This is a genomic window from Marinobacterium marinum (genome assembly GCF_013868415.1).
Classification (GTDB): Bacteria; Pseudomonadota; Gammaproteobacteria; order Pseudomonadales; family Balneatricaceae; genus Marinobacterium; species Marinobacterium marinum.
Genome location: NZ_JACEMT010000040.1, coordinates 44,865 through 66,310 on the forward strand (window position 1 = coordinate 44,865; position 21,446 = coordinate 66,310).

Here is a 21,446-nt window from a genome sequence, read left to right on the forward strand (position 1 = left end):
GTTGCAACGAACAAAGGGCCGGTTTTTCAACCGGCCCTTTTTGCGTGTGTCGGGCCGGAATCTGTAATACGTGATGGGTACAGCTGGGTGGCGGGTGGGCTTGTTGAAGGGAAAGCGAAAATGAAGAAGGGCAGGACCTGGGGAGGTCAGGATGGGCGCAGGAGGTTCAGCAGATTTTCAACCATGGTGGTGCCACGTGCCTTGATCGAGTACAGGTCAGGGTGACGGAGCCAAGCATAAAACAGGCCTGACAGGGTAGCATGGAACAGGTCGGTAGCCGCTTCCGCACTCAATCCTGACAGTTGCTGACGTTCTTCCGCCAGCTGGAAGTAGCGCAGCAGAACAGCGTGAGTATCGCCGGAAATTTCTTCCTGCATCGCCTGGGGGTCGATATCGCTGAAGAACTCGCAGCGGTACATCATGATAAAATGTACGCGCTTGTTACGTGGCTGCTCCAGGCGGGCGAACCCATGTATGCAGGCGCGGCGAATCGCTTCCAGGGGGCAGCGCTCGACCACGTCGTCATCGACTTCATCAAACAGGTTCTGGAAGGGCATGTGAATGCGCTCCAGCATGGCGCGGAACAGGTCGGCCTTGTTCTTGAAGTGCCAGTATACTGCACCACGTGTCATGCCTGCATGGCGTGCAATCTGCTCCAGGGAGGTACGGGCAACACCGTGCTCCATGAACATGTCTTCGGCTGCATCGATCAGCGCTTCGCGTGTGGCGGCAGCCTCAGCCTTGGTGCGTCTTGCCATTCCTTCTCAACCCTGTGAAAACCGGTACAAATAACAGGGTTAGTGTATCCCATTGGTGCGGGAAAAAACATCTATACATATTTGTTTGTATGTATAGGAATGGAATGTTGTCTTTACATAAGTTGACATTGTTTAACCCTTGTTTAAGCAAGAGAAGAGTAAGCTGGGAGGTGTCTTACCGATAGAAGGCCGATTCAGGCTAAGGATGGTTGCAACATGAGAGCGTATCTTCTGCAGGTGCATCGCTGGCTGGCGCTGCTGCTGACCCCTGTTTTTCTTCTAATTACCCTGACCGGCATGGTGCTGGCCTTTAAACCCATCATGGCGGACCTGTCTGCACCGCCGTATGCGGGAGCGGTTGATACCGCTCGACTGACATCCATGCTGGAGAGGGTTCCCTCGGCAGAGTCGATCACGGCATTGGAGCGCAGTAGTGTGTCAGGGCAATGGATTGTTCCCGGGGTGGGTGAGTATCGTGTAGGAGATGCAGTCAGAGTCGGAGATGTGCCGGTTGATGCGAGTGCGGACTTTTTTGCCTGGGTCAAGGACCTGCACAAGCGCCTGCTGCTGGATATGGGGTGGCTGGTGGAGTGGGTAACCTACGCCATGGTCGCCATCATGGTGGTCGGGGTGCTGTTGGGGTGGCCGAAATTCAGTCGCTCGTTGATTGGCTGGCACCAGTGGCTGGGTGCCTGGCTGCTGCCGGTAGCCATTATGTTGCCGTTGACGGGGGTCTTGATGTCGCTGCATATCGGCAGGCCCGATCTGGGGCTGCAAAAGGGCGTGGGTGCAACACCGCTGGTGCAGGGGATTCAGCAGGCAGCCGACCGTCATGACATCTCGGCCATGACCAGTGCACGTCGCTTCAAGTCGGGTTCGGTGCTGATTCAAACACCGGACCAGGCATGGGTGGTCAGCGGGACGCAGGTAACGCCGGTGGACTTGGCATCCAACCTGCCGAAGCAGTTGCATGAAGGCCTTTGGGCCGGTTGGGTATCCGGTGTGTTCAATATCCTGACGGGAGGCCTGGTTGCCGGGCTGACACTGACGGGTGGGTTGAGTTGGTTGCGCCGCCAGCGTGCCGCCGGAGCCCGCCAGACTCAGGCCGATGCGCAGGTGCTGGTGGTATTTGCCAGTCAAACCGGTACCGGGCAAGGGCTCGCCGCCGCGACCGCCGCAGCCCTGCAGCGTGCCGGAATAGCGGCGGATCAGGGCGCTATTACGGCGTTTGGCCCGGCCGATTGGCAGCGCTATCGACAGGTGTTGGTCATTGCCTCGACAACCGGTGAGGGTGAATTGCCCGATATGGCGCGCAGCTGGGTGAAGCATCTGAAAACGGCGGCTCTGAAGGGGGCCGGCTTCAGCCTGCTGGCGTTGGGGGATCGTCGCTATGTCAACTTCTGTGCCGGTGGCTGCCAGTTGCGTCAGGCCCTGCTGGAAGCCGGGGCTGTGGAGCAGCTGCCCATGCATGAAGTTGATGGTGACCCGGCTGCGGACTGGAATCAGTGGCTGCAAAAACTGTCCGAGCACCACGGCTGGACATTAGCGGCCGAGCGCTTGACGGTACAGCGGCAGAGGTGCCAGGCACGGTTGGTCGAGCGTGTACGACTGGACTTGCCCATGGATGAGCACAGCCCGCAAAGCTACAGCCTGATTCTGGAAGTACCGGAATCGACAACCTTTGCGCCGGGTGATCTGTTTCAGTTTCAGCCGAGGGCCGGTGCCGAGCCGAGAACCTATTCGGTCGGTTCGGCAGCGGATGTGAGTCCGGGTCGTGTTCGACTGACGGTGGGCCTGCTGAAATATACGGATGACCAAGGGGATGAAGTACTGGGGCTGGGCAGTGGCGAACTCTGCCTGCGCTGGCCGCTGGGAGAAACACGGGAGGTGGAACTGGTTGCACACCCGGGTTTCAACCCGCCGGCCAACACTCGGCAACCACTGATCATGGTGGCCACCGGGTGTGGCATAGCGCCCTTTATCGGCTTCCTTGAAACTCGTGAAGCCGCCGGTGATACGGGGCCTGTCTGGTTACTGTTCGGCAACCGCTATCATGAAGGCGATTACCTGTATCGTGAACAAATACAGTCGCTGGCCGAGCGGCAGGTCATCACGGATCTGGATACGGTGTTTTCCAGGGATGGGGGTACTCAGCGATACATCACGGAACGTCTGGAACAGGAAGGTGACAAGCTGCTGGACTGGATGGCACAGGGAGCAGTGCTGTACATCTGTGGTCGTGCATCCACCCTGGGCAAGGGGATTGATCGCCTGTTGCTGAACCTGTTGCAGAAAAGGGGAAAAAGCCTGGATGAGGCGCAGGCTGAACTGGTGCGCTGGGCGGATCAGGGCATGATGCGTCGGGATCTGTTCGACTAAAATCGGCAAACATCGGGGCGTTGGTTCGCTCCGATGTTTGCATTTGGTCAAATATCCTTCACAAATCGATGCCGGACAGCAGCATTTTCGGCGTCAGATCTCTAGAATAGTCCGTCAAACGGATTTGAACGTGATCACACAGCCATGTCTCGATATGTATTCTCCCTTGTTCTGGCCGGGCTTCTTGTATCGGCTACCCAGGCCGAAGCGGGCGTTCGCCGCATTGAGCATCCTGACGGCCGGGTCGAGTACACCAATATTGCACCTGCGCAGAAAGCTCGGGTGGTCAATACGTATTACAAATACCGTACAGGGAGCGGTACCCTGTCGTTCAGTGATACAAAACCCAAAGGCGTCAAATACGAAGAGATTCGCTTTGACTGCTTCGCCTGCAAGGTCCACTCGGGCGTGAACTGGGAAACGACCCCTCTGTTTCAGGAGCGCTACCAACAGGCTATCGACCGTATCGCCGCCAATCACGGGGTGGATAAATCACTGGTACGGGCGGTCATTCATGCCGAATCGGCGTTCAATCCTCAGGCCAGGTCTCGCGTGGGAGCACAGGGGCTGATGCAGCTGATGCCGCAGACAGCAGCCGAGCTGGGAGTCGGTAATGCATTTGACCCTGAACAGAATATCGATGGGGGAGTGCGTTATCTGGCGATGTTGCTGGATCGCTATAATAAGGATGTGCGTCTGGCCACGGCGGCCTACAATGCAGGACCTGGAGCTGTTGCCAAGTATGATGGCGTACCGCCCTATGCGGAAACCCAGGCTTATGTGAAGCGGATCGCGATTTTGCAACGGCGTTATCAGGCGCTGGACTAAAAACGTCCGGCGGGGTCGCCGGACGTTTGGTGTGAAAAGGCGTATTCAGGCGCTGATCAAATCAGGTCCTTACCCGCCTTGCGAGCCTTGTTAATGTCCCGGATGACAGCCCGGCAGATCACCGTCAGCACACCCAGTGTCAAAGCAGGCCAAATCAGAATATAGGCGGCATATGCCCAGGTGCTTGTCATTTCGCTCCCTCCGGAATCAGGGCAGAGTCGTCTGCCGGTTCTGCGTCATCATAATTGCCGACCCGCTGCTTGATCAGATCGAAATCGAAGCGCTCCTGGCTGAACAGCGTGATCAGCGTACATACAATGGCGCTGGCGCCATAAGCGGTCAGTGATGCGACCAGCACCATGTAGTCGCGCAGGAAACCGGTGGCGAACAGGAGCATGACGACCAGTGTCAGCGCACCGGCGATCAGGCCGGTGATACGGCCGAAGAAACCGAAGGCCATCAGCCCGATGACGACAGCACCGCCGACCGAGGCCAGTAGCTCGAAGATCAGCACGGTGATACCGGTCATCTCCAGCAGCTCAAATCGAGCAATGCAGAACAGAGCCATGGCGACGACAACCGACCAGGTGAACGCCGCATTGGTGACGCGATCCCAGTAACAGCTGACAATGACCGGGAACACGATGGCTCCCCAAAGGGCTCCGACAAACACCAGCATTACCAGAATATCCAGCGAGAAGCTGGCAAATACCAGTCCTGCTGCCGTGGCAACAATCATGGTGATGCGTCCGACCAGCAGCATGGTGGTCGGGTTGGGGTTGTCTCGGGCGATATTCTTGCCATAGACATCAGCCATCATGATGGTTGACAGGGCCGACAGGTCCGAGTCCGCCGTGGATGACAGCGAGCCGATCACCAGAATAAAAAACAGAGCCACAAACACTGGTGACAGGTAGGTTGATACCATCTGCGGAATCAGGTTATTGAGGTTGCCGTTGATCGGTTCGATGCCCACCGACAGGGCGATCAGACCAATCATGCCGAGACCGATCACGATGGCCCCATATCCCAGAGTAGCGGTGACAAAAGTTGATTTGATGTTGTCTTCACGAACGGCAAACAGACGCTGAGAAATAGTCTGGTTACCGATGGCATAGGCCAGTACCGCCACAAAGAAAGGTGCGCCTTGGTTGAGAATGGCGTCCATCGAAAAGAGGTCGGCCTGTTCCCGGGTCATCCGGCTCAGGCCTGCAACCATGATTTCAGGGCCGCCGGCTGCAAATAAAACCGCCGGAATGATAATGATCGCGATCGCCATCAGAGCGACCAGTTGAGCAAAGTCGGTAAAGACCGAAGCCCTGAACCCGGAGGTCAGGGTATAGGCGAGGACACCGACGCCCGCCACAATGACGCCGGTTTGAAACGACAGGGGCGACAGGACCGACACCAGTGCACCGGCTGCAGTAAAGTTAACCATCAGGCTGATAATGCTGCCCAGAATGTTGGACCCGGCCAGGATCAACTGGCTGGATGTGCCGTGGCGGGCGTGTATCAGCTCCCCCAGGGTGTGGCCGTTCGGGGCCAGTTGGCGGAAACGGCGGCCAAAGGGGTAGATGAACAGAATCATCAGGGCGCCCCAAAGGCCGTAGTGAATCGGGCCGGAGACCCCGTAGGTGTAACCGGAAGTGGCAGCGGCATAAAAGGAGGCCGCCCAGATCCAGGTGGCCGTCATGCTGGCAGCCCCCATGCCGAAGCCGACATGATGGCCGGCCACCATAAAACCGGTGGTATCTTCTTTTTCTTTGCGGATTAAAAGGGTTAGCAGGTAGGTACCGCCATAGAAGGCGGCCAGCAGCAACAATACGGTGGTTGCTGAAAATTGAGTAAATTCGATCTCGTTCAAATCGTGACCTCTATTCGAAACGATAGATATCCACCAGCAGGCCGACACCTGGATGTCAGTCGTGCAATCGGAGGAGTGAGGAAGCCCATACCGCCTGTACAGACGGGTACTGCATTGGCGCAGTTGAGACAGGCCGTTACCCAGTGGTCAGACTTGCTAAGGGAAACTCAGGTGAGGCAAAAGCTCGGTCAGTTGTTTTAATGTCATGGCTGTGTTGGTCCTTTTAACCAGAAATCAGGTGGGCCATCGAGATTGGCCTGTCTGCTTGGAGCAGCTTCTGTTATGCGGCCAAATACCGAAAAAAAGGCCCGAAAATCACGGGTTAATCACCTGACATGGCAGGTGGGGGAGGCCAAGACCATACGCAATTAAAAACGGCGCGTCCAGTTTGTGACCAGCAGGTTACAATGCGGTGCGAGTCCCCGGAGTGGTTGAGAACATCGACACGGCACTCTATAGTGCGTGACGCCCGAGAGGGGCTGCGACGCCCTGAATACAGCTATCCACCAGGAAGAGTCACCATGCCTGACCAGCCATCTCTGTTTGATTCCTCGCCGTGCCCGGATGAGGCTGCCGAGCCGGATAAAGCGCGCGGCCGAGGGCGTTTGCGGGTACTGCACAGCTCGGACTGGCACCTGGGACGTCTGTTGTATGGGCAGCGCCGTTATGACGAGTTTGAAGCTTTCCTTGACTGGATGCTGGCGCAGATTCACGAGCAGCGAATCGATGTGCTGCTGATCGCCGGTGATCTGTTTGATACCACCACCCCGAGTAACCGGGCACAGGGGTTGTATTACCGTTTCCTCAATGGTGTTGCGCAGTCTCCTTGTCGGCATGTGGTCATTATCGGTGGCAATCACGACTCGCCCAGCTTCCTGAATGCGCCGGCTCAGCTGCTGAAAGCACTGGATGTGCATGTCGTGGGATCTGCCTGTGCAGACCCGACCGATGAAGTGGTTGTGTTGCAGGACGCTGCCGGGCAACCGGAAGCGATTGTCTGCGCGGTGCCCTATCTGCGTGACCGGGATATCCGGCAGGTCGAGGCGGGTGAAAGCCTGGAGGACAAGGACCGTAAGCGTGTAGCCGGTATCCGTGAGCACTACGCCGAAGTCTGTCGGGCGGCCGAGCGCATGCGGGCAGGTCGGGATCTGCCCCTGGTCGGGATGGGGCACCTGTTTGCTGCTGGAGGCAAAACCCAGGATGGTGACGGTGTGCGCGACCTGTACGTCGGTTCTCTGGCCATGGTGGGGGCGGATGCCTTTCCAGAATCGCTGGACTATGTAGCGCTGGGACACCTGCATGTCCCTCAGACCGTAGCGGGGCGGGAACATATCCGATACAGCGGTTCGCCGTTACCCATGGGGTTTGGGGAAGCCAGGCAGCAAAAGAGCGTGTGCTTAATCGAGTTTCAGGGACGAGACGCGGATGTGCAGTTGTTGCCGGTTCCCTGTTTTCAGCGGCTGGAGCGTCTCAAGGGAGGGCAGGCCGACTTGATGGCCGAGCTGGAGCGTCTGGTGGCGGAAGACGAGCCCATCTGGCTGGAAATAATCTACGAGGGAGAGCAGATCGCGGCTGATTTGCGCCAGTGGCTGGAGCAGCAAGTTGAAGAAACCCGGTTGACCTTGCTGCGGGTGCGCAATAATCGAGTGGTTGAACGCGCCCTGTCGCGTGCAGATGCAACCGAGACACTGGACGATCTGCAGCCTCACGAGGTATTTGAACGGGCACTGGTGGCGCACCAGGTCCCGGATGAGCAACAGGCTGAACTGAAACAGCTGTTCAGTCGCCTGTTGCAGCAGATGGACGAGCAGGACCACCGTGCCGAATAGCCTCAGGGCAGCTCGATACCGGCCTTGATCAGTCTCTGGCGGCTGCGGCGTTCACGCTGGAACAGGTACAGCCCGGACCCCAGAATGATGGCAGTACCCAGCCAGGTGAGTGCGTCGGGGTAGTCGCCAAACAGGATATAGCCCAGGGCGGTCGCACTGATGATCTCCAGATATTGAAAAGGTGCCAGCAGACTGGCCGGTGCCCGCTTGAAAGCCGCATTGATCAGCCCGAACGCCAGGGCCGACAGGACACCCATCAGTAACAACAGGGGCCATTGAGCGATGATGTTGGGACGCCATTCAAGCTGAGCAATGCCGAGCGGGTCGCCGAACAGCATGGCCAAAGCCAGCAACAGGCAGGCAAACACACCGCTCCAGAACTGTGATGCCAGCCCGGTGATCTTGCCGGATAAATGTCGCAATGTGGCCATGTGGGCGGCATAGAAGGTTGCGGCCAGCAGCGGCAGTACGGTAACCCAGCCATAGGCTTCCCAGTTGGGGCGAATGACGATCAAAGCTCCCAGCAGGCCGACAAACACTGCGCCATATTGATGGCGACCCACCCGTTCTCCCAGAAACCAGGCTGACATCAGCAACAGTATCAATGGCTCGACGAAGAAAATGGCGATGTTGTTGGCCAGCGGCAAGTAAGTCAGGCCCCAGAACAGAAAGGTAACCGCCGCAGCGATCCAGAGGCCCGACAGCATGAGCTGCCCCAGCACCGGGCGGATGGCCAGCCCGGTGCTGTCGCGCATCATGAACCCTGCCAGCAGCAGAGTCTGCATGGCAAAGCGCAAGCAGCCTATTTGTGCCGGTGACAGCGCCGGCGCCAACAGTTTGGCGATGGCATCCATGCCCGGAATCAGTAACATGGCCAGGGTAATGATGCCCATGCTTTTTTCAGTGGGCGACAAAGCGTGGGTGTGTTGACGCAGCCGTTGCAGCATACTTCCTCGCGGATAACGATCAGAAAACCGAATATAGTAACACCAACCGACTGCAATCAAACGGGCCCTCATGCGTATACTCCAGATCCGCTTCAAGAACCTGAATTCTCTGGCCGGAGAATGGCACATCGACCTGACCGATCCGGCCTATGCCGCCGACGGTATTTTTGCCATTACCGGCCCGACCGGGGCCGGTAAGTCGACCCTGCTGGATGCCATTTGTCTGGCGTTGTATGGCCGTACGCCCAGGCAAAATCGGGTCAATGCCAGCCTGAATGAGGTCATGTCGCGTCAGACGGGCGAATGTTTTGCCGAGGTGATCTTCGAAACCGCACAGGGGCGCTGGTGCAGTCACTGGAGTCAGCATCGCAGCCGTAAAAAAGCCGATGGGGCACTGCAGCCTCCCAAACATGAAATATCGGATGCGAGCAACGGCAAGGTGCTGGGCACCCGGCTCAAGGATGTGGCCGACACCATCGAACGGTTGACCGGCATGGACTTTGATCGTTTTACCCGTTCCATGCTGCTGGCCCAGGGTGGTTTTGCCGCTTTCCTTCAGGCGGACCCGGATGAGCGGGCACCGCTTCTGGAGCAGATTACCGGCACATCCATCTACTCGGATATCTCCATTGCCGTGCATCAGCGCCGTGGCGAGGAAAAGCAGAAGCTGGAGCACCTGAAAGCGGCCCAGTCCGGACTGCAGTTGCTTGATGAAGAGGAAGAAGCCACGTTGAGCCGCGAGTTGGCCAGCGTTGACGAGCAGGTGCAGCAGCAGCAGCGGCAGGTCGAGTATCAGCAGGGACTGCTCCACTGGCGTCAGCAACTGGACAAGGAAAGTGAACAGTTGAAGCGGTTGCAGCAGGATCAGCAGCAACTGGAAGGTGAACAGCAGGCTTTTGCCCCCCGGCAGCAGGCGCTGGAACAGGCACAGAAAGCGGAAGCCTTGCGCCCGGAATATGCGCCGCTATGCCAGCGCAGACGTGATCTGGAGGTCGCCAAATCTGACGTGGCGCGCCTGCAGAGCGAGTTGCCACAACTGAAGCAGGCACATCGTCAGACCAGCCTGCAGCTGAGTCAGGCGCAGCAGCATCAGCTGCAGGCCATTACCGAATATGAGCACCAGCAACCCTTGCTCGGGCAGCTGCGTGAGCAGGACTATGGCATCAGCCTTAAACACGGTGAACTGCAGCGACTCAAGGCCAGCCTGCCAGCCGAATTACGGCAGGGCCCGGCGCCGGACCCTGCCGTATTGCAGGCTGCGATGCGGACAACGGAGCTGGCACTGAGTGAAGCGTTGAGCGAGGGCAACCGGGCCGAGCTGAAGCAGCAGCAAGAGCAGGTGCGCCAAAGAGGGGAGTGTTTGGGCGAGCTGCGCGGGCTGGTCCGCCAGTCGAATGAGCTGCGACTGGAGCACCGAGCGCTGACCGAAGCGCGGGCCGAGCTGGAGCGACAACAGGGTCCGCTGCAGGATCAGGCCGAGCAATCGGGTAAGCAGATTGAAGCGCTGCAGCGTGAGCAAAAAGACCTGCAGACACTGCAGCGGCTGGCAGAGCGCATTGCTGATCTGGAGCAGCAGCGCCATGAACTGGAGCCCGGCAAGCCTTGCCCGTTGTGCGGCTCCGAGCAACACCCCTGGCGTAGCGAGCATCCCCCTGAACTCAGCGAGGAACGAGCACGCTTGCAGCGGGTTGAGCAGCAGTTGCATGAGCTGCTGGCCAGCGGGCGGCAGTTGGATATTCGGCTGGCGGAATTGACCACACAAGTACGCAGTCAGCAGCAGCATGAGCGGGTCCTCCAGAACAAGTTGGAGGCTTTGCAGGGCCCGATTAGCCAGTGTCTGGAGCTGTTGGGCTGGCTCCAGTGCCCAGACGCGGAGGCACTGGAGCAGGCTTACCGAGAAACCGGGGAGCAGTGGAAGCAACTGAAACAGCGGCTGGATCAAATTGACCTGCTGGAATCCGAACAGAAACAGCAACAGTTGGAGCACCAGCGTCAGCAGCAGCGTGCGGCGGTCGATGCCAGTGAGGCCGAGCTGGCGGGGCTACAGCAGCAGCGCATGCAGTTGTCGCCTGAACCGGATACCAAGGCCTGGGAGGAGCGTCTGAAAAACGCTGTCGAGCATGCGCGCAAGGCACTGGAGCAGGCACAGACTGAGGCGCGTACAAGTGAGCATGAGCTGACGTCCCGCCAACAGAAGATCAATGACAGCGGTGAGACTATCGAGCGCTTACAGGCTGAAACCGAGCAGATGCAAAATGCCTTTCAGCAGGCGTTGGCCCAGAGCCGCTTTGCGGATGAAGCCGAGTTGCAAGCCGCATTACTGCCTCAGGAGGTAGTGCGGCAGCTGAAGCAGAAAGCCGATGCCCTGCACGCCAGAGCAGCCGAGTTGAAGGTTCTGCGAGAACGGTGTGAGCAGGCGCTGACGGCTCTGCGGCAACAGGCGTTGAGTGAAGCAAACGCAGAGCAACTGCATGCGGTGTTACTGCATCTCAGGAGTCGGCATGAGCAGCTGCTGGAGCAACGTGGCAGTCTGCAGCGGGCGTTGAATGACAACCGTACGAAAAAAGAACAGTTTGGGCAGCAGCAACGGGCGATCGACGCTCAGCAGCGTGAATGGAGCCGCTGGGGGCAGTTGCATGAGCTGATCGGATCGGCGGATGGCAAAAAGTTTCGTAATTTTGCCCAGGGGCTGACGTTCGAACTGATGGTGGGGCAGGCTAACCGGCAGCTGCAGAAAATGTCCGACCGCTACCTGTTGGCCCGAGATGTGGAGCAGCCGTTGGAGCTGAACGTCATCGACAATTACCAAGCAGGGGAAACCCGTTCCACCAAAAACCTGTCAGGCGGGGAAAGCTTTCTGATCAGTCTGGCGCTGGCGCTGGGGTTGTCGGGTATGTCCAGCCGCAATGTGCGGGTGGACTCCCTGTTCCTGGATGAAGGCTTTGGCACCTTGGACGAAGAAGCGCTGGAAACAGCGTTGGACACCTTGTCCGGGCTGCAGCAGGAGGGCAAATTGATCGGCGTGATTTCGCACGTGCAGGCGTTGAAGGACCGCATCGGTACCCGTATCGAGGTGCAGCCGGTCAGTGGTGGCCGCAGCCGAATCACGGGCCCCGGATGCCTGGCCGTAACCACCGCGTGATGGGCGCTGCTCGCATCCCGAAAGCTTGAGCCTTTGGTGGAGTGGACTTGTCGGCGGGCTTCTCTATGCTGAGAGGTGTACTCGACAGGGAGAGGGATGATGCGAACGGTTTGGCGTGAACTTTTTGCAGCAGAGGGCGCCGATGTCGGCAGGGTATTACAGCCGCTGGAGCAGGCATTGGGGCCTGCCGATCAGCCGCTGCCAGCGTTGAGGGCCCGTCAGCCGGAGCTTGCACGGCAACTGTTGCAGTTGCAGTTGCCGGCCTGGCAGGTATGTGAACTGATCAGTGATCACAACGATCAGATCTATCGCCGAGCTATTGATACGGCGCTGACCGGCATGCGCGAGCAGGGGTGGGGCGAGCCCCCGGTCGGGTTTTGTGTGCTGGTTATGGGGTCGGGGGGACGACATGAAAGTCTGCTGCATCCGGATCAGGACAACGCCCTGATTCTGGATGATTACCTGCCTGAGCGTCATACCGAGATTGACAGCTGGTTTCTGACTCTGGCCGAGCGCTTTACGGCGCAGTTGGATGATGCCGGTATTCCGTTTTGTCGGGGGGACGTGATGGCCTCGCGACCGCTTTGGCGGAAACCGATCAGCGAATGGCGTGAGCAAATGCGGCTGTGGATGGGCAAGCGCCGAGTCAAATGGGTGCAGATCTGCAATATCCTGTTTGATTTTGCGCCTGTTTATGGTGATGTGCGGCTGGCCGAGCAATTGCGCGCCGCAATCGTGGCTCAACTCCCCGACGCAGGTCTTTTCCTGCATGAAATGGGCGAACTGTTCGATGAAGCGCCGGTCGCGCTGGATCGCTTTGATCGCCTGCAGGGCGATGGACGGGAGGCCCCTCACCCGGATGCCATCAATATCAAGCGTCAGGGGTTGCTGCCGCTGACGGCTGCGCTGCGTCTGCTGACGCTGAAAAAAAGCGGGGTCCAGGTGGCGTCGCGGGCGCGTCTTGACGAACTGCGGCAGCGGGGTGTGATCAGCCATGATATGGCCTGGCGACTGACATGTGCCTTCGAGCACCTGATGGCACTCTTGCTGCAGGCTCAGTTGGTTGAACAGGGAGCCGGACGTGTGCCTGATAACTGGCTGGATTTGAGAACGCTATGTGATGCCGAATTGCGGTTGTTGCAATGGGACCTGCAGCAGGTACGCGCGTTTCAGCGTCATGTCAGGCACTTGAAATAGGCGGGAACACGGATGTAGATGCGGCTTGTAATGAGAATTCATTTCATTTATATTGTTTTTGATTGATATTTATTCTCATATTCAGGGTGATGGGCCGCGATGATAGTCTGCATCTGCAAGCGTGTCAGTGATCGTGAAATCAGGCGTCTGGTTGATGAAGGTGCCACGTCGCTTGCGGATATTCGCAAGGAAACGGAGTTGGGCACTCAGTGTGGCAAATGCGCCTGTGAAGCCCGCCGAATCGTGCGTGAGCTGAACGACCACCAGGGGCCGCTGGCCGGGCTGGTCAATCTGGCCTACGAACTGAGCTGATCAACCGCCTTGTCCTGCTGTTCGTCCCGTGCCACGGGTAACTCCAGCGCCAGGCAGGCCCCTGCCAAATGTTGTGGCTCATCGACCCAGAGCCGTCCTCCCAAGTGATTGATAATTCCTCGGCTGATCGGTAATCCGAGGCCTGTGCCGCGTGGTCGGTTGTGACTGCCCGAGTCAGCCTGCTGTTCGGTTTGATGGAACTTCTCAAATACCTTTTCACGTTCCTGCGCCAGAATGCCGGGGCCGTTGTCCTCCACGTTGACGCGAAAACGCCGCTTGCCGGGCTGCAGTGACAGCAGTACTTCGGGCTGATCGGCATTGGCAAACTTGCTGGCATTATCGAGCAGATTAATCAGCACCTGAAGCAGCCGGTCCGGGTCGGCCATCAGGGGGCAAGGGGTATCGGGCAACTGCAGGGTGAAGGTGATGGCACGTTGCTGAAACAGTTGGGTGACGCCGTCGACGGCCTGTCGGCACAGCTCGGTCAGGTCACAGGGCTGCGGGTGCAGCGTCATGCGTCCGGACTCCAGCCGTGCCAGATCCAGGATTTCCTCGATCAAACGGGACAGGCGTTCGCTTTCGCGTACGATAATCTGGAGGAAATGCTGCTGTTGATCGGCGGGCATCTCATCGGCATCGCTCAGGATCTCGGCGAAGGCTCGAATGGAGGTTAAGGGGGTGCGCAACTCGTGACTGACCATGGCGACAAACTCGTCCTTCAAGCGGTCCAGCTCCAGCAGGCGCTCGTTGGCACTGCGTAATTCGTGCCCGATACGTTCCAGTTCGGCCGATTTTTGCTCCAGACGACGGTTGTATTCCAGTGTCTGTGAGGTGGTATCGAGAATGCTCAGGATGGATGCCAGATCCAGTGCCTCGCCACGGACCACCGAGTTGATCAGGATGCGCGCCGTGGCACTGCCCAGCGCACCGGTCAATTCCTGTTGCGCCTTGGCGATCAATGCCGGAGGGGCCGGGCTGTCGTCATCGAGTGCCGGTGTTTGGCCGTCGAACAGGCGCAGGGTTGCACTGCGGCCCAGGTAACGACTCAACAGGCCGAAGAGCTCATAGCGGTTGGCCTGGCCCTGCCAGATGGCGGCCTGTTCGGCTTCCGGGCGCAGGGCATTAGTGAACAGGGCCGCCTGGGTCTGCTCCAAATGGCTCTGACGACTGAAAAGGGACACGCCCACCAGCAGGCTGATGTTGGCCAGCATGCTCCAGAACAGCGAGTGGGTATAGATATCCCAGTTTTCCAGTCCAAAAAGAGCATAGGGGCGCAGCAGGGACCAGCCAAAGGGGCCATGCTCGATAAAGTCGGTACTCATCCAGCCGGATAGCGCAAACCCCGGAATCAGCAATGTCCAGGCCCAGACCAGGATGCCGGCCAATAAACCGGCTGCCGCGCCGTTGCGACTGGCGCCACGCCAGTAAAGCCCCAGCAGCAGTGAGGGTGCAAACTGTGCCGCCGCCGCAAAGGAGACCAGACCGATGGTGACCAGGCTGTAGGCCTCACCGATCAGAGCATGATAAAGATACCCCAAAATCAGAATCAGAATGATGGCAATGCGCCGAATGCCCAGCAGCCAGCCGGACAGGTCTCGGGAACGGTCCAGGTGTAATCGACGCCAGCGCAACAGCAAGGGCATGACCAACTGGTTGCTGACCATGGTGGAGAGGGCGATGGTTTCGACAATCATCATGCTGGTGGCCGCCGACAGGCCGCCAATGAAAACCAGCAGCGGCAGCCATTGCAGTCCGGCTGACAGCGGCAGGGTCAGCACGAAGTTATCGGGTTCGCCGGTTCCGCTGCCGGCCAGTCCGGCCAGCGCGATGGGAATCACGAACAGATTGATCAGCAGCAGGTAAAGCGGGAACAGCCAGCAGGCGCGGCGCAGGTGGTGTTCGTTAACATTTTCCACCACCAGTACCTGGAACTGTCGCGGCAGGGTGATAAATGCCAGTGTGGCCAGAATCAGCGTTCCAAACCAGCCCAGAGGGCCGCCGGGGATCTGGTCCAGGCCAAAGTGCAGGCCCGCGTCCGGCAGGATGCTGCCGGCTCGCTCCAGCAGCGCACCGGGACCGGGGTACAGGATAAAGCAGGCAAAAATGCCGACGGCAATAAACGCACACAGCTTTACCAGCGATTCGAACGCGATGGCCGTGACCATGCCTTCATGCCGCTCACTGGCGTCCAGATGGCGGGTACCGAACAGAATGATGAATACCGCCAGTACCAGTGCCACCCAAAAGGCCTTGTCGTCCCAGAATGCACTTAATGAAAGCGCGGGAGGACGCTGGTTGGGGTATTCCGTCAGGATGCCGTAGCTGACGGTAATGGCTTTCAGCTGCAGGGCGATATAGGGCATGATCGCAACGACGGCGATCAGCGCGACCAGCATGCCCAGACCGCCACTCTTGCCATAGCGGGCACTGATAAAGTCGGCAATGGATGTAATGCGCTGTGACTGGGCGATACGAATCATTTTGCGCAGGACCAGCCAGCCGCACAGCATGGCCAGAGTGGGGCCCAAATAGATCAACAGAAAACTGAGGCCCGTGGTGGCCGCTCGGCCCACGCTGCCGTAAAAGGTCCAGGCCGTGCAATATACGGCGATTGACAGTGCGTAAATGGTAGGCGAGTTGACCACCGAACGCCCCTGTTCGGCACGGCGATCGCCCCAGGCAGCAATAATAAACAACAGGGCCAGATAGCTGAACGCGACGACCAGAACCACCAGGTTAGTCAGCATCGGAACGCTCCAGAATCAGAGCCGCCAGCATGATCAGAGCGGCCCAGACAAGGTAGATGACGACCGGCAGGGTAGAAAAATTCCAGGCGGCAGGGCGGTCAAACAACAACAGCAAAGGGGGCGAAAACAGCACCAGTGCCAGCACTGTCAGTGCGATCAGCCGTCCGCTCAGCGCCTGCTTCATCATTGTGGCGTTCTCTTTTCAATCTGGGCTTGCAGCGCCAGAGCATCCTGCAGGGTGCGTACCCCTCGATTGGCCAGCCGGGGCAGCAGAACCAGCAGCAGTTCGGCGGTGACGCGGGCATCGCCCAGTGCCGTATGGCGCGTGCCGGGCGGGAACCTGAGTTCGAAGCGCTCGGCCAGCGCATCCAGTCCATGGCCTTCCAGCTCCGGGTCCAGAGCCCGTGACAGCAGCAGGGTGTCCAGTACGGGCATGGTGAACTGGCTCTGCTCACCGGTTTCCGCAAGCTGCAGGGCCAAGCGGTCAAAGGCGGCATTGTGCGCGACCAAAATGCCATTGCCCACATACTGGCGGAAACGTGGCAAGACCACTTCAATGGGCGGAGACTGAGCCACGTCGGCATCGGTTAATCCGTGGATTGCCGTACTGTCGGACGGGATGGGACGCTGCGGATTGACGCGTTGATCGAAGGTATCATCCGCCAGCAGGCGGTCATTCATGATGCGGCAGGCGGCGAGGCTGATAATGCGATCACCACGGCGCAGGTCAAGACCGGTGGTTTCCGTGTCGAAAACCACCATTTCCAGCTGTTGCAGCGGCACATTGGCCAGATTGCGGCTGGGAGCCGGCAGATCGGCGATACTGAAATCATGAAATTCGGGGCGCGGCTCAAGCCTTGGCAGCGGCTGAACTCCCCGCTGTGAAGCCGGCAGCGGCAGGCGCAGGCGAGCAGGCTGGCCAGACGCCGACGGCGGCAATGACCACAGGTCAGCGCCATGCTGCTCCAGCACATCCTCAATGCGGGGGGAGAGGGGTTCGTCAAACAGCGGCAAGGCACGCCACTGCTGCAGTTGCTGCTCGCTTACCGGATCTCCGCTCCAGCCGAGGTCGAGGTAAACACGGCGATTGCCCAACAGGACTTCCAGCTCGATTTCGGAGACCGGTTGCAACTCGTTCAGGCGCTGAATCAAGAGCTGCAGCAGAGCCAGCAAGGCCGGGCCGTCTACCCGCATCCATACGGGAATGCCGACCGGTGTCAGGCGAATATGTTGCAGGTTCAGCTGGGCCTTAAGTGCACTGCACAGGTCGTTGGACCAGGTTTCTTCCAGCAGGGACTGACTGAGCTGGTGCGCTTCGACCAACCGCGTCAGCTGCTCCACTTCTACAGCCAGTGCCTGGCTCTCCTGCTCGACAGCGTGTTCCAGCCGCTGCTTAAGGTCGGGGTTGTCGGTGACCTGAAGCAGTGCTTCGGTGGCACTGTTCAGGCTGCCGCAGTGCCCCCTCAGTCGAGGCAGCAGTTGTGCCAGGGTACGGCGCCAGCGCTGGTCGTGTTCAAGTGCGGCCGTCGTGTCTTGCAAGGTCACCAGCACCCCGCCATGCGCTGCGCCCAAGTGGCGCAGCTGGCACCTGAGCCAGTGTTGTTTGCCCGGCAGCAGCAGCTGCTGTGGCGCACCGTTAGCGGACAGGTGCTGAAAAGCATCAAGCAAGCCGGGATGAGGCAGAAGTTGAGACAGCGGGCGGCCCAGTCCCAATGCCGGTTGTTCCCTGAACATGTTAGCGGCTGCCGGATTAAACAGCAGAATGCGCTGGTGTCGGTCACAAATCAGCAGGGGGACATCCAAGACCTGCAGCAAGGCTTCCAGCTCTTGCCGGATGCGGTCAGCCTTGCGGGCACCTTGCGCCTGCGCGGCGGAAATCTGCATGCGGTCCTGGCGCCAGCCATCACGGATATGGTCGAGATCCGGCTGCAGGGCATGAAGCCAGCCATCAAGGGGGTAGTCACCCTGTGCATCTGGGCTGGCCACCAGGCGTGCCAGCAACACCTGAAATTGCCGAAGAGGCCGGAACAGGCGTCGTTCCAGCATCCAGCCGACGCTTGCACACAACAGCGCAGGAGCCAGACCCAGTACCCAGAGCAGAGGGCGGATATCAGCGCTTGGCTGCCACTGGCTTTCAAGCCAGAGCAGCATGACCAGACCGAACATCAGGCTGAGACCGGTCAAAAGCAGCCATAGCCCCAGCAGATTCTGACGAGAGGGCATGGCGTTAACCTCCCTGTTGCTGATTCGCCAGGAGCGCCTGCACGCGGGTGACCAGCTCACGGGTGGAAAAGGGCTTGGTGACATAGTCGTTGGCACCCAGTGCCAGTCCCTTTTCCTTCTCGACCTCGCGCCCGTGAGCGGTCAACATCATGACCGGCAGCTGACGTGTCGACTCGGTACTCCGCAGGCGTTCCAGCAGATCGAAGCCGCTCATGCCCGGCAGGCTGATATCCAGCAGCAACAGGTCGGGGCAGTGCTCATCTATCTGTACCAGCGCCTGTTCTGCATCCGCCGCCGTTGTCACGTTGAACCCCGCCTGCTGCATCAGAAATTCCAGCGACAGCAGAATGTTGGGTTCGTCATCCACTACCAGTACGTGGGGCATAGGTATCTCCGGGTTCCGTCCAGATATCTTATTGTTTGAGTCTAGTGTGCCCCAGACGAAAGGGAAACGGCAGACCTGACCACAGGACTTTGGTGGTAGGTGAAGGCATAATGTGGCGTTTTTGCGTCAGCAGAGGGGGAAGTCATGTCGTTGCCGGGTAAAGAGATCTATCGTGGCCATGATCAGTTCGGTAGCGTGAGGGTGCTCGATGACGGCGACAAACGCTATCTGGCCTTCGGCGATCAGGACGAACAAAGCTGCTGCCTTAAGCATGAACCCTTGATCCCCGAGCATGAATACGTACGTGTGATGCTGCTGGCTTTGCTATTTGTTGAGCCGCGACAGGTCATCAGCCTGGGCTTGGGGGCCGGTGCGCTGAATACGTGTTTGCATGGCCGCTTTCCCGGATTGAAGCAACAGATTGCGGAATTGCGCCCGGAAGTCGTCGAGGTTGCCCAGCGTTTCTTTCAGCTGCCCCGTGGCAAGCGTATCCAGGTGCATACCACGGATGCCCTCAACTTTTTGCGTCATATTGAAACGCGTAAAGCCGATATTGTTTTCAGTGATATTTATGGCGCTGAAGGACTGAGCGAACAGCAACTGGGAGAAGAGTACCTCGAGCTGTGTGCCGAGCGCTTGAAGCCGGGTGGCTGGCTGGTGATGAACCTGTGGCGAGAACACCAGGGGCCGCAAACACTGGAATTACTGCTGCAGCAGTTCAGCACGCTGTATGGCTGTCATACGCAAAGCGGCAACTGGGTCGTCTTTGCTGCCGAAGACGACCACGACATGAGCCAAAGCCAGCTGGACAAGCGTGCACGCCAACTGAGCCAGCAGCTGGGCTTTTCGCTTTCTTCCCACTTGAAACGACTGCGAAGCTACCCCTGATGCAAGAGCCGTCGTTGGACGAAGGTACGCTTGCCCATGAACTGAATACTGGGCAAGCTGTAACCTGAAAGTGATGTCAGTCAGCTACAGTACAGATATACCCTTTGGGTGACATGATGCTGAAAAAAGTACCTTTTTGTCTGTGTGACTTGGGTATGGTTCTTTTAATTTCAAAGGGTTACTCATGTTGAGCGGGAATTAAAAGGTATACCCGCTAATAATTATTATGAGGTCGAAGACCTCATAAACAGACTGTTAGGGTTCAATCAGGCAATGGAGGAAATCATGGGTGCCGATAATTTAAAGAGTGAAAAAGTTTCTGATTTACCTGTAGGTAAACAAGCTAATGTTGCCCAATCTGAAGAAAGAAACACTGAACATCATATTAGGCGCCCGATGTCGGAAAAAATGAAATTAATGTACTTAGGTACACTGGTTTTTTTCGTCTTTATGATATTTCTCATGGCATCCATTAAGAATCCAGATTTGTATCAGATTGATAAGGAGACTTTGATATTAATCAATCAAGCGTTTAATGCTCTGGTTCTGCTAACGATTCCATTTTTACTCGGTATGCTAGGCGCTGTCTCAAGAGTCCTTATAGCTGGTTTAAATGTTGTTAACCAATCTTCCTTAATTTTATCCTCAGGTTTGATGGCTACGTTTTCATGGATTGGTATTAAAAGCGGGGTTTTATTAGCCATTGTAGCTCCACATTTGGAGAAACAAGGTATTCCACCAGAGGGCATAGTGAGTAGCCCAAGTAATTTCTATACTATGGCGTTAGTTGCTGTATTGGTCGGAATGTTTTCTACCAACTTATATCTGTTTATCAATCAAAAAGTTGAACAATTAACCCAAAAATCGAATAACGAGAACCCTAACAAGTGACTGTGGTGTCTAGTTAAATATTTAAGCAATATTTTCGCCCCATCGTGTCTCGTTCTTGAGCATGGTGTTGAGCACCACGATCAGCTTGCGCATGCAGGCAATGATGGCCACTTTGGGCAGTTTGCCCTGGGCTTTCAGATGCTCGTAGAAGCGTTTGAATACAGGGTTACATTGGATCGATGACAGCATCGCCATGAACATGACCGTGCGGATACGGTGACGGCCTCCGCGGATGCGTCGCTTGCCATTCCAGGAGCCACTTTCGCGGTTCATGGGCGCGACACCGACGAGTGCAGCGATTTCCTTGCGGTTGAGTTTGCCGAGTTCAGGCAACTCACTGAGCAAGGTATAGGCGAGGACTTTTCCGACACCGGGCACACTGGTCAGGATCTCGGTTTTGACACGCCAGTGCTTGACCTGCATGACCGCTTCATCGATCTGTTTGGTGATAGTCTTTATCTGAGCTTCCAGCGAGCGTAGCACTGTTTTGATAGAGCGATGCAGAGCTTTGGGCAAGATCTGGAGACGGTTTTTCTCCATCGTCTGCATCTCAAGCAGCTGGCTACGGCGAATCAGTAAGTCCTTGATAAGACGAGACTGTTTGTCAGGGATTGGCTTGATATCGGGCTGTATAGTGGCCGCGAATTGGGCAATCACGCGGGCGTCAATCTTGTCCGTTTTGGCCAGTACTCCGATGGCCTGGGCATAGCGTCTGACACTGATGGGATTAACGACGACAATGGGCAGGTTGGCCTGATCGCAGGCAAACACGAAGGCGTGTTCATAGCGCCCTGTGGCTTCGACCACGATGCGTTCGATGTTGCGCTTTTTCAGCACATGAACGACCTTGAGGATGCTGTCTTCGTCGTTCGAAATTTGGAAATGGAGGTCCAGCGGATGCAGGACGATATCGAGTTTGGATTTGCCGACGTCTACGCCGACGTTGATGCTGATTTGGCTTTCTGTGTTCATGGTAATAAGCTGACTCTGCCTTGCTATGCGGGCTCGGGGCCCCGATGACTGTTCGAGTTATCGCTAAAGAGTCATGCAGCGCTA

Annotated in this window: 17 protein-coding genes; 8 read left to right on the forward strand and 9 right to left on the reverse strand. The window is 57.7% G+C overall.

The window, feature by feature from the left end:
- Positions 1 to 146: 146 nt before the first annotated feature.
- Positions 147 to 758, reverse strand: a complete 612-nt coding sequence (locus H1S06_RS05090; RefSeq protein WP_181737888.1) for a TetR family transcriptional regulator — start codon at positions 756 to 758, stop codon at positions 147 to 149.
- A gap of 216 nt (positions 759 to 974) precedes the next feature.
- Here H1S06_RS05090 and H1S06_RS05095 point away from each other — a divergent pair, with 216 nt between their 5' ends.
- Both H1S06_RS05095 and H1S06_RS05100 read left to right on the forward strand, forming a co-directional pair.
- A complete protein-coding gene (locus H1S06_RS05095) occupies positions 975 to 3,137 on the forward strand; it encodes a PepSY domain-containing protein (RefSeq protein ID WP_181737890.1) in 2,163 nt (720 codons plus the stop codon).
- A gap of 144 nt (positions 3,138 to 3,281) precedes the next feature.
- A complete protein-coding gene (locus H1S06_RS05100) occupies positions 3,282 to 3,965 on the forward strand; it encodes a lytic transglycosylase domain-containing protein (protein WP_181737892.1) in 684 nt (227 codons plus the stop codon).
- 56 nt (positions 3,966 to 4,021) lie between these two features.
- Here the strand turns inward: H1S06_RS05100 and H1S06_RS15430 are convergent, their stop codons facing one another.
- Together H1S06_RS15430 and H1S06_RS05105 are read right to left on the reverse strand one after the other, a co-directional pair.
- Positions 4,022 to 4,156: a putative transporter small subunit gene (locus tag H1S06_RS15430; protein ID WP_220183768.1), complete on the reverse strand. Its 135-nt coding sequence runs from the start codon at positions 4,154 to 4,156 to the stop codon at positions 4,022 to 4,024.
- Positions 4,153 to 5,829 carry a sodium:solute symporter family protein gene (locus tag H1S06_RS05105; protein WP_181737894.1) on the reverse strand — a complete coding sequence of 559 codons (1,677 nt, stop codon included), beginning with the start codon at positions 5,827 to 5,829 and terminating at the stop codon, positions 4,153 to 4,155. Before H1S06_RS05105 ends, H1S06_RS15430 begins: the two co-directional genes overlap by 4 nt.
- A gap of 521 nt (positions 5,830 to 6,350) precedes the next feature.
- Between H1S06_RS05105 and H1S06_RS05110 the strand changes: the two genes are divergently transcribed.
- Entirely contained in the window at positions 6,351 to 7,658 is a 1,308-nt protein-coding gene (locus H1S06_RS05110) for an exonuclease SbcCD subunit D C-terminal domain-containing protein (RefSeq protein ID WP_220183769.1), read from the forward strand.
- A gap of 2 nt (positions 7,659 to 7,660) precedes the next feature.
- Here H1S06_RS05110 and H1S06_RS05115 read toward each other — a convergent pair whose 3' ends face one another.
- Entirely contained in the window at positions 7,661 to 8,605 is a 945-nt protein-coding gene (locus H1S06_RS05115) for a DMT family transporter (RefSeq protein WP_181737896.1), read from the reverse strand.
- Positions 8,606 to 8,675: 70 nt separating this feature from the next.
- On the opposite strand from H1S06_RS05115, the gene H1S06_RS05120 reads away from it, so the two are divergent.
- The 3 genes from H1S06_RS05120 to H1S06_RS05130 all read left to right on the forward strand — a co-directional run bounded on the left by H1S06_RS05120 (position 8,676) and on the right by H1S06_RS05130 (position 13,256).
- Complete coding sequence (locus H1S06_RS05120) at positions 8,676 to 11,747, forward strand: AAA family ATPase (protein WP_181737898.1); 3,072 nt, start codon at positions 8,676 to 8,678, stop codon at positions 11,745 to 11,747.
- 96 nt (positions 11,748 to 11,843) lie between these two features.
- Positions 11,844 to 12,944, forward strand: coding sequence for a DUF294 nucleotidyltransferase-like domain-containing protein (locus tag H1S06_RS05125; RefSeq protein WP_181737900.1), 1,101 nt, complete (start codon positions 11,844 to 11,846; stop codon positions 12,942 to 12,944).
- A 99-nt stretch (positions 12,945 to 13,043) separates the two neighbouring features.
- A complete protein-coding gene (locus tag H1S06_RS05130) occupies positions 13,044 to 13,256 on the forward strand; it encodes a (2Fe-2S)-binding protein (protein WP_181737902.1) in 213 nt (70 codons plus the stop codon).
- Here the strand turns inward: H1S06_RS05130 and H1S06_RS05135 are convergent.
- Genes H1S06_RS05135 through H1S06_RS05150 form a run of 4 tightly spaced genes read right to left on the reverse strand, consistent with a single transcriptional unit; the run spans position 13,241 to position 18,611 of the window.
- A complete protein-coding gene (locus H1S06_RS05135; protein ID WP_181737904.1) occupies positions 13,241 to 16,003 on the reverse strand; it encodes a histidine kinase dimerization/phospho-acceptor domain-containing protein in 2,763 nt (920 codons plus the stop codon). The two genes, H1S06_RS05130 and H1S06_RS05135, sit on opposite strands and share 16 nt — an antisense overlap.
- Positions 15,993 to 16,190 carry a hypothetical protein gene (locus H1S06_RS05140; protein WP_255482909.1) on the reverse strand — a complete coding sequence of 66 codons (198 nt, stop codon included), beginning with the start codon at positions 16,188 to 16,190 and terminating at the stop codon, positions 15,993 to 15,995. The genes H1S06_RS05135 and H1S06_RS05140 overlap by 11 nt, the downstream gene beginning before the upstream one ends.
- The gene (locus H1S06_RS05145) at positions 16,187 to 18,226 is read right to left on the reverse strand and encodes a 3'-5' exonuclease (RefSeq protein WP_181737907.1); all 2,040 of its coding nucleotides are present in this window, start codon (positions 18,224 to 18,226) and stop codon (positions 16,187 to 16,189) included. Before H1S06_RS05145 ends, H1S06_RS05140 begins: the two co-directional genes overlap by 4 nt.
- A gap of 4 nt (positions 18,227 to 18,230) precedes the next feature.
- On the reverse strand, positions 18,231 to 18,611 hold the full coding sequence (locus tag H1S06_RS05150) for a response regulator transcription factor (protein ID WP_181737909.1): 381 nt from the start codon (positions 18,609 to 18,611) through the stop codon (positions 18,231 to 18,233).
- 144 nt (positions 18,612 to 18,755) lie between these two features.
- On the opposite strand from H1S06_RS05150, the gene H1S06_RS05155 reads away from it, so the two are divergent.
- Complete coding sequence (locus tag H1S06_RS05155) at positions 18,756 to 19,499, forward strand: spermidine synthase (RefSeq protein WP_181737911.1); 744 nt, start codon at positions 18,756 to 18,758, stop codon at positions 19,497 to 19,499.
- A gap of 285 nt (positions 19,500 to 19,784) precedes the next feature.
- The gene (locus H1S06_RS05160; RefSeq protein WP_181737913.1) at positions 19,785 to 20,390 is read left to right on the forward strand and encodes a hypothetical protein; all 606 of its coding nucleotides are present in this window, start codon (positions 19,785 to 19,787) and stop codon (positions 20,388 to 20,390) included.
- A gap of 21 nt (positions 20,391 to 20,411) precedes the next feature.
- Here the strand turns inward: H1S06_RS05160 and H1S06_RS05165 are convergent, their stop codons facing one another.
- Positions 20,412 to 21,362 (reverse strand): IS110 family RNA-guided transposase, encoded by a 951-nt coding sequence (locus tag H1S06_RS05165; protein WP_181737915.1) that lies wholly within the window; start codon positions 21,360 to 21,362, stop codon positions 20,412 to 20,414.
- Positions 21,363 to 21,446 lie beyond the last annotated feature (84 nt).